A 2,936-nucleotide genomic window follows, 5' to 3' on the forward strand; every position below is an offset into this window, starting at 1 on the left:
GGCCATACCGGGAACGGGCCGACAGATCATCTAAAAGGCATCTAGGCCAGTTACCCAACGGGTCAGACTCGATCCCAGATGACCCATATAGATCATCGCAGTTGCATCTGGTCAACATCCCGGCTAGCTGCAGCGGACGATGTGTGAGATCTGTGCGGGGCCGTCCGTCGAGCTCGACCACCGGCTGGACATCAACGTGGCGAGTGTCACCTGAGAAAGACGCGCTTCGACCGGCTGCTGGCCCGTTACCTGAGGGTCTGCGGCATGGGCTGGAAGACGGCGGTCAGCGCACTGTACGCCAATCGCCGGTGGGCCGGTGAGTTCCTTCGGCCGTTCGGCCTCGGCATGGAGGCCGCAACCACCGCCAGGACGGGCTTCAGGACCGCCGCCTGAGCGACCTCAGGGCGCTAGGGAGTTCATTCCAGGGCTCTCAGGCAGTGTGGGTAGCCCTGGCGCTGAAACAGGAGCTTAAATTCGCTCTGTGGGCCGCGATCTTAGGCCGACCTGCGTGAAAACGGCCTCTTTGGGGGGCAGCGATGTTCTCGGTGGAAGCATGCAGGGCGTCGGGTTCGGGCTTTAGCGGTCCCTACTCGCCACGCAGTCGTCGCAGCTCCTCCTCGAGCTGGCGGCTGCGGGCTTCGGCGGTATCCGCGCGGGCCTCGGCACGCTCGACCCGGGTTTCTGCCTGTATCCGAGCCGCACGCTCATCATCGAAGGTAGCGATGTGGCGACCGGTCCCGGGGGCGTACCACTCCAGTCGGCCGTCATGCCACCGGAGGTCCAGGGCCAGCACGTCGCTGCGGCCCTGAAGGATGCCCCCAGCGAGATTGGCGATCTCTATCGGCCGGTACTCACCTTCCACAAGACGCTCACCGGCGAGGCGCTCACCGTAATGTTCGCCCGTCTCGTCGAAACGCCAGTACTCGGGTATGCCGAAGGCGGCGTAGTCGTCGCGCTTCGAGCCCAGATCCCTCTCGGCCGTACTCGCAGACGCAACCTCAAGCACGAAGTCAGGGGGCTTGCCCTACTCGGAGATCACGTTCCCGTTGCTGCGGTAGTAGAGACTGGAGTCGACGTCGAAGGCGATCAGAAGGTCCGGGATCTGCCAGTGATCTGAGGACGTGCCCGGCCCCGGCACGATGTACAACCGTCCGCCATATATCGTGGTGTCCTCGCGTCCGAAGTGTTGAACCAGGAAGTAGACGTTGCCATTGACGGACAGGTGGGTAACCCAGTTTGCCTCGTCGGAGCAGCCCCTGGGCGGGTCGGGAAGACTGAACTCACCAGCTGGCATGTTCGCGGTCATATCGCACCTCGCGGGAGCGGCGAAATCATCCGAAGATCGAACGTGGGGGCCAGACGAGGCGGACAGTCACCAGGATGCTGATTCAGTCCCTCCTGAGCGGAAACAGCACAAACACTGCGAATGCGCGACGGTCCCTGTCGTCAGTGGCCTCGAATCCCTGAAGCGCTGCCGTCGACTCCCGTATCAGCTGCTCGACACCTGAGCGTGTGAATGCAGAAAACGGGTCGTAGTCGGCCTTGTGGCGGTTCTCCTGCATCTTCACGAACTGCCTGGCAAAATCACGAATGCCGCGGGGGAACTCGTCGTCCAGAATGGGCTTGCCAGGCCCCCGGGTGCACTTACGTCTGACCTCTCCGTGGTCCAGCGCCCGATATGTCTGCCGCCATGCCTGGTTGGTCTGGGCCGGCGACCTACGGCCGACGAGCAGGTCAGCACAGCTATTGGCAAGAGCGTGGAACAGCGCGTAGTAGACAGAGCTCACCGCCCGGCGCAATTCGACCTGCCTCGGTCTTCCACGGCCACTGCCTGAGGCCAGCTCGACCGCCAGAGTGAGCAGGTCCTGGGGATTCACGTCAGCAACTCCTGCAGTTCATCCGTCCACTCCGACCTTTCCACGAAGAGCTGGAGCGGTATGCCCGGGTATCCGAGCTCCTGCGACTGTGCCCACAGGGAGTCGGACAGCCTGAGCGTCCAGGTGGGGTCCAGCCTGTCCTGGTCGCCGCTGAAGACGATGTATGACTGGAGATAGCTGGTGCCGTCATCATCGACGCAGGGCATCACGACTATCGGCCCGAACTCGAACCCCTCCTTCTCGAACCTGTCGTCGAGCAACTCCTTCAGCTTGACCCTGATCGCCTCGGTGGCCTCGGATGCAGCCATGATGTTCTCCAGCCTGTTGTGTGGTGTGTCCGCCACCTGATTCTATCAGGCGCTCGTCAGCCGGTGAGCCGAACGCTGATACACTTGGTGACAGATCCGGACGGCAAGCTCTGGAAAGGGAGAGTGTTCGCATAGGGCGCGAACCGCCGCCCGGTTCTTCCTTTCTGACACCTCTGACTCAAGTGACTGACCGGACCGGTCACTCACTTCACGGGGCCCCAACAGGCGTCGAAATCGCCGCATTTCCCGCATTGGTGGGAAACACCCCGCACCTGGGATCGAGGCAGTCGGAACCACCACTTTCGAGCAGGGCAGGTGGGTGTACAGGCCCAACCGCGGTGGCCTGGAAATCGTCTCCGGCGGGTGCGGAATCCGTCAGGCCGGCGAGCGCCGGTCGGTGGTTGGGAAAGACCCGGAGGCCTGCGGCATTGCGCTGGGAAAGCGGCAATCCGGCGGCTCCGATCTGTGGTCAATCCCACAGTGCGGATTTCGACGTCGCGCCATTGGTTCGCACTAGTTATTCTATGTCAAGTTGGGCCGGGGTTACCCTTCAGGATCAGTTCCTTATCGCATACCTATTAGACGTTTCCACAAGTGCCAAAGCACGCGGTCAATACACAGACAGTCAAGTCCCACTTGTGCTGTTACCATGTCCATGTGGGAACAATAGTCCTCAAGTAAATTGGGGCGTGGAATGTTAGTAACAGTTCGGGCGGTTTGGGGAGGGATTGTCCTGACTGCCATCTTGTGG

5 protein-coding genes are annotated in these 2,936 nt (G+C 61.8%); 1 reads left to right on the top strand and 4 read right to left on the bottom strand.

Features of this window, described 5'->3' with window-relative positions:
• Positions 1-586 precede the first annotated feature (586 nt).
• The 4 genes from J4G14_15155 to J4G14_15170 all read right to left on the bottom strand — a co-directional run bounded on the left by J4G14_15155 (position 587) and on the right by J4G14_15170 (position 2,185).
• Positions 587-1,006 carry a Uma2 family endonuclease gene (locus J4G14_15155; GenBank protein ID MCE2459126.1) on the bottom strand — a complete coding sequence of 140 codons (420 nt, stop codon included), beginning with the start codon at positions 1,004-1,006 and terminating at the stop codon, positions 587-589.
• A gap of 18 nt (positions 1,007-1,024) precedes the next feature.
• On the bottom strand, positions 1,025-1,306 hold the full coding sequence (locus J4G14_15160) for a hypothetical protein (protein ID MCE2459127.1): 282 nt from the start codon (positions 1,304-1,306) through the stop codon (positions 1,025-1,027).
• 82 nt (positions 1,307-1,388) lie between these two features.
• The gene (locus J4G14_15165; protein ID MCE2459128.1) at positions 1,389-1,787 is read right to left on the bottom strand and encodes a hypothetical protein; all 399 of its coding nucleotides are present in this window, start codon (positions 1,785-1,787) and stop codon (positions 1,389-1,391) included.
• A gap of 86 nt (positions 1,788-1,873) precedes the next feature.
• Positions 1,874-2,185 carry a hypothetical protein gene (locus J4G14_15170; GenBank protein MCE2459129.1) on the bottom strand — a complete coding sequence of 104 codons (312 nt, stop codon included), beginning with the start codon at positions 2,183-2,185 and terminating at the stop codon, positions 1,874-1,876.
• Between the two features lie 319 nt (positions 2,186-2,504).
• Between J4G14_15170 and J4G14_15175 the strand changes: the two genes are divergently transcribed.
• On the top strand, positions 2,505-2,702 hold the full coding sequence (locus J4G14_15175; GenBank protein MCE2459130.1) for a hypothetical protein: 198 nt from the start codon (positions 2,505-2,507) through the stop codon (positions 2,700-2,702).
• The last annotated feature ends 234 nt before the right edge of the window (positions 2,703-2,936 follow it).

Source organism: Dehalococcoidia bacterium, assembly GCA_021295915.1.
Taxonomy (GTDB): domain Bacteria; phylum Chloroflexota; class Dehalococcoidia; order Lucifugimonadales; family UBA1123; genus VXRN01.

Coding starts and splice junctions, on each gene's coding strand:
- J4G14_15160 (MCE2459127.1), bottom strand. CDS start 1,306: ATGACCGCGAACATGCCAGCTGGTGAGTTCAGTCTTCCCGACCCGCCC.
- J4G14_15170 (MCE2459129.1), bottom strand. CDS start 2,185: ATGGCTGCATCCGAGGCCACCGAGGCGATCAGGGTCAAGCTGAAGGAG.